A 4,139-nucleotide genomic window follows, 5' to 3' on the forward strand; every position below is an offset into this window, starting at 1 on the left:
CCATGGACACCCGCCACCGACCGGCACGAGCACGGCAACTCGCCCGCACACCAGCGCACCTCACCTGCACGTTTCACGATGCACGGGTCTCACTGGGACGGGGGCTGCAACGTGCCAGTCAAAAGAGGTGCGGTAGACCGCTGCGGTCAGCCGGGCCTGTTGGCCTACGGCCGCGTCGAGGTGGGGGGTGAGGCTGGTCGGGACGGCGTGGACCAGGTATTCGGGTATGGCAAGCAGGTCGTCCACGCGGTGTGCGGCAGCAGAGTGGGTGGCGAGATGGTTCAGGGTGTAGGGGTGGGCGCGGGACCAGTCGCGGGTGGCGTCGCCGCGGTAGGGAACGTCCTCGATGAGGGTGTCGACGATCGCGGAATGGATTGCTGTGTCGTTGGCTTTTTCGCGGAGGCGTTCGGCGAGGGCCTGGTGGTAGAGGCGATAAGCGGAGCGGCCGTTTTCGGTGGCTTCAACGACGTAGGAGCCAGCATTCCGGCGTAGCCACAGCAGGTCTTCGTCGGTGTAGGTGCGGCCGGAGATAGCGGACGCGAGGGGGGCCCAGATGCCTTCCCAGGGCAGGCCCTGGCCTTCGGCGTACGCGAGCGGCCGCAAGAGGTCCGCGGCGCGTTGCGCCTCGGGGCCGAGGCGCCGGGTGAGGTCGTCATGCATGGCTTGCCCGGCATGGCGGGGCAGGCTCGCTCGCCAACCTGCACTGTCCGGGTCTGCGATGACCGATTCGGCGGAGGCGAGAGTGTAGGCGGCGAAGCGGGCGACGAGGAACGATGCGCCAGCAGCGTCTCCGACGGCCTGGGCGACCTGCCGGAGCAACTGGGGGTCGGCTGACCGGTAGGGGGAGGTGCGGCGGCTTTGCAGGAGGTTACGCATCGTGTAGGCCAGCAGCGCCTCGTGATCGGCGTAGCGGGGGCTGTCCAGGTCGATGACCACACTGTCGGGATGCTCTGGGTCGCTGCTGATGCCGAGTCGGTCGAGGAGGTAGGGGCGGGTGCCGAGGAGGAGGCGGACGCGCCCGCGGGAGTGCTCGATGAGGGGGCGCACAATGTGCGAGCACAGCGTGTCGGGGGTGGCGGCCTCGTCGAGGGCGTCGATCAGGACCGTAAAGGGCCTCCCTCGGCCGACGCTGCGCTGTTCGAGGGTGTTGAGGAACTCGCCGAGGGTCGCGCACTTGAACTGCGCCGCAGCCGCGAGGCCGGACAGCACTTGGGCATTGGTGAGGTTCTGGGCGTACATGACGACGTCGATGCTGTCCTCGTGTGGGATCCAATCGGGATCGAGGCCTAGCTGGTCGACCGGCACGGTGCGACGGCGTTCGGGCATGGCGAGCGCGGCGAGAAGGCCGAGTACTGCCGTCTTGCCGGAGCCCGGGCCTGCTGTGACCACTCGCAGACTCCCATCCGCCCCAGCAACGCGGGAAATGATCTCTGCCTGAGCGTCATCCTCCTGGTTGAGCCAGGCGGCAACCTCGGCGAGCGCTTGGTGACGGCCACAGAACCACCATCCCTGCGCGGCATCTCCGTGGTAGCCCATGGCGCGGACCAGGAGGCGGGAGGTGAACTCCGTTTCCCTTTGCAGGGCGTAGGCGTCGAACTCGGCGGCGTCCTGCAGGGCGAGGTCGACATCGGTGAGCCGGATGTCGTGGCGGGGGTTGGTGAGGAAGTCGGGCGGTTCGCCAGTGAGCCCGAGCAAGGAAAGGCTGATGTGCTGGTAGCCGGGTTTGTCGGCATGGTCGTTCATCTGCTGCACGACTGCGGACACCGACAGGTGGGTAGGGGCGTGGCCGGCCGTGGCCTGGCTGCGCACCGCCTCGCCGAGCAGACGGGGGAACAGCCCCGCCTGTGCCTGTTGCTGGGGTTGGGCGGAGGACATGATGACCAGCCCCGAGCTGCTCTTTCCCTGTCCCCACTGTGTGCCGAGCCGTTCGAGGGCGGCTGCGGCGAGTTCGTTGCCGCCCTGCCCGGAGTAGCAGGTGTCCAGGATGAGGAGGAGCCGACGGATACGGGTGCCGCGCAGCACCCGCACTAGATCGGCGGTCGGCAGCGCGGTGTAGGTGACGTCGGCTGGGTCCGTGTCGGCCATCAGCAACACGTGCTCGCTACCGTCCTCAAGGACCTCGCCGTGTCCGGAGAGGTAGACCACGACGAGATCGTCCTCGCGACGCTCGTCCGAGGTACAGAACGCGCGCAACTGATCAGTCAGTTGCACCCGCGTCGGGTCTACGCCGAGCGCGGTGTGAAGGCGGTAGCCGAGCTTCTCGGTGAACAACTCGACGATCTGTTCACGGGCCTGGACCAGTCCAGGACGGTCCCACTCCGCACACTTCGGGTAGCGGGAGACAGCGGTCGCGATCAGATAGCGGCGGGGTCCCTCTCCTTCCTGCGAGCCCGAGGTGGGCCCAGTCATACCAGGCCGTCCATGATGGCCTGCCCGCACAGGGCGTCCGTCAGGTACGCCGTCGCATCATGAGCGCGCGCTCCGTTGTGCAAGATTGCGCAGCGCACCTCCTCACCGAACGCCGGCCGCAGATCCTTCACCAGGGCAACGACGTCCCCGTCATCGGCGAGATTCGTCCACACCAGGCCCGCGTGGCCAGGCCACACTGCGCGTGGCGGACCATCCAGCGCGAGGGGCGGGGGCTGCAGGCGGTGCAGGATCAGGTTGGGGATGCCCAAGGGAGAGCCGATCGTCACCAGAGCGCCCACCCGGTGTCCGGGGCGCGCGCACAGGGCTTCGTAGGCGACGACCGAGCCGAGTGAGTGCGCGACAACGACCCGGGTGTCCTCGCGGATCTGGTCGGCTACCCGGGCCAGAGCCTGCGCGCGCAGGTCCGGATCGGTGAGATAGCCGTGAACTTGCTTCAGGTCGAAGACCATCGCCCGCAACGCGACACCGGCGAAGAACCGCGCGCCAGACAGGGCCCGCAGTGCCGCCTGCACCGAGCGCGGCGTGGACACCAGCGTGTCCGCGCCCGGCGGCACAACAGCCGGATCACTCGCGGCGGCCGCCGACCACCAGGCCAGCAGCAACTCCTGCTCGAATCCCTCGGCGACGTCGGCCGCGGTGTAGGGAGGGTCCCCGACTGCGAGGAACTCGCCCTGCGTGCGAAAGAGGTCGCCATAGAACGCCATCGCCACGTCTGGCTCGGCGAGCCGATCTGCACCGGCACGCGCGAGGCCGTCGTTGAGGGCCGGCAACCACTCCTTGCGGAGCGTGTCCTCGCCGAGCGTCTGCTTGCCGATCCCGTGCACTGCCACCACGCGCGCCATGCCCCGTGCCCCCGAACTCGCCCCTAACGTGCTTGTCGAGCACTGTAGGCCTTGCCGAGGCGATCAACAGCTGAAACGCGCGAGCCGTAATCAGGTCCCGTACAAGGCACGGACGTTGTCCGGAACAGGACGGCCCCGGGTAACGTCAGAAGTCGTTGTGGTACCGCCTGCGTCAGTCGGCGAGTTGGTGAGTGCCTCGTCCATGGTGATGTTCCGAAAGGCCGGAGCCAGGCGGGCGCGCAAGTCTGCGCCTCTGGAGATTTCGGCGTACAGGCCGTGGTCGTCTTCCCTCAGCGGTACGTACTTGTTGGTGATATAACTGATCCATGGTTATTTAATTCTCACCCTGACGACCGTGGTCACGGAATTCCCAACACCTCATCAGAAAATAGATAGGGTATGTACGCGAGCGGGTACACCAGGAAATGAAGCTTTCTTTCCGGTGAATTAAAGAACCCCTCTAGCAAGTGGCGAGGTTTCCTTAATCAGCCTTTCAGACATTGAATGCTTCTCAAGAGGTTCAGACCAGTACTTTAGTTACAGAGAGTATCCGTTACGCAAATTATGTACCGACCGTAAGCGTTACAAAATGGGTACACATTTAGACGAGGAGTGCGTGCCCCGGAGGGGCGCTTCAGTCGACCAAGTCTCTACAAAACACCTTCTGAGAGGAACGTACAGTTCAAAGGCGTAGGAGAGACAAGAATATTCCGCAGATTTATGTAACGGCAAGCGAGAGGCCGGCTAGGCTCTCCTAGTCAGCTAATGTAACGTCGCGGAGCGGCGTTACATATTTCGTCGCGAAGCGACCGGCAACGCTCCGTCACGTAGTGACGGCGCGTCATGTCTCCGGAGGAGACGGCGCGC

2 protein-coding genes are annotated in these 4,139 nt (G+C 65.7%); both read right to left on the minus strand.

Features of this window, described 5'->3' with window-relative positions:
- Window positions 1–60 precede the first annotated feature (60 nt).
- Entirely contained in the window at window positions 61–2,409 is a 2,349-nt protein-coding gene (locus HDC93_RS37450) for a caspase family protein (RefSeq protein WP_185015223.1), read from the minus strand.
- On the minus strand, window positions 2,406–3,272 hold the full coding sequence (locus HDC93_RS37455) for a hypothetical protein (protein WP_185015224.1): 867 nt from the start codon (window positions 3,270–3,272) through the stop codon (window positions 2,406–2,408). The genes HDC93_RS37450 and HDC93_RS37455 overlap by 4 nt, the downstream gene beginning before the upstream one ends.
- Window positions 3,273–4,139: the final 867 nt, after the last annotated feature.

The sequence above is a fragment of the Streptomyces sp. AK010 genome (assembly GCF_014207295.1).
Taxonomy (GTDB): Bacteria; Actinomycetota; Actinomycetes; order Streptomycetales; family Streptomycetaceae; genus Streptomyces; species Streptomyces massasporeus.